At 60.2% G+C, this 928-nt stretch carries 1 protein-coding gene; it reads left to right on the forward strand.

What is annotated here, in order from left to right; all coding sequences use genetic code 11:
- Nucleotides 1-73 precede the first annotated feature (73 nt).
- On the forward strand, nt 74-895 hold the full coding sequence (locus NO889_RS16355; protein ID WP_112080477.1) for an IS5 family transposase: 822 nt from the start codon (nt 74-76) through the stop codon (nt 893-895).
- The last annotated feature ends 33 nt before the right edge of the window (nt 896-928 follow it).

Below are 928 nucleotides of genomic sequence, written 5' to 3' on the forward strand. Positions count from 1 at the left end.
GGGCTCTGTAGTTTCGCTAGACGCGAAGCCGACGACTCCGTTATCTAGGTAGAAAGCGAAGAGACGGATCGGTGTGACATCCGAAATCCGTCTCTTCACGCGTGTTACGGTGGCGAAGGCTAAATCAGTTGTCGCTAACCCGGACGAACCCGCCGACCCCGAAGGGGGAGGCGGGTTCGCGGAGTGGGCGATGCTCACCGTGCATACACTCCGCATCGAACTGGCCAAATCCTACCGCGTCGCCGTGGATTTGCTCTCTGAAATGCCCGGCGTCCTTGAGGAGATCGGACTCACCAGACTTCCGCACTACACCGTTCTCCGCACGTGGTTTGAGCGGATTCCCACCGCGACGTGGCGTGCGTTTCTCGGCGCGTCAGCCGAGAAACGCACCGGTCACGCTGCTATCGATTCGACTGGCTTCGACCGTGATCAGCCCAGCCGTCACTACGCCAACCGCACGAACTACCGCGTTCGAGCGCTGAAAGTCACCGCCCTCGTGGATGTCGAAACGCTGTACATCACCGACATCCACTCCACCACGAGCAAAAAACATGATGTGAAGATCGGCCCGCAGGTCGCCCGGCGCAACGCCGGCGACCTGCGGAGCCTCGCTGCTGATCGCGGCTACGACGCCAAAGCCTTCCGCGATGAACTCCGCGAAAACGGCATCAGACCGCTGATCAAACACCGGATCATGAATCCGCTCGATCACGCCCACAACGCCCGCATGAATGGTGATCGGTACCACCAGCGTTCCATGTCAGAAACCGTCTTCTCGTCGATCAAGCGCACGCTCGGCTCCGCCGTGCGTGCGCGAAGCTGGTGGCTAGAGTTCCGTGAAATGCTGCTGAAAGCCACCGTCTACAACCTTCGCCGCAGCGTCCGATACCCGTAAAATCCGCCGCCGTATACCGAAACTACAGAGCCC

The sequence above is a fragment of the Halorubrum rubrum genome (assembly GCF_024494685.1).
GTDB classification, from domain to species: Archaea; Halobacteriota; Halobacteria; order Halobacteriales; family Haloferacaceae; genus Halorubrum; species Halorubrum rubrum.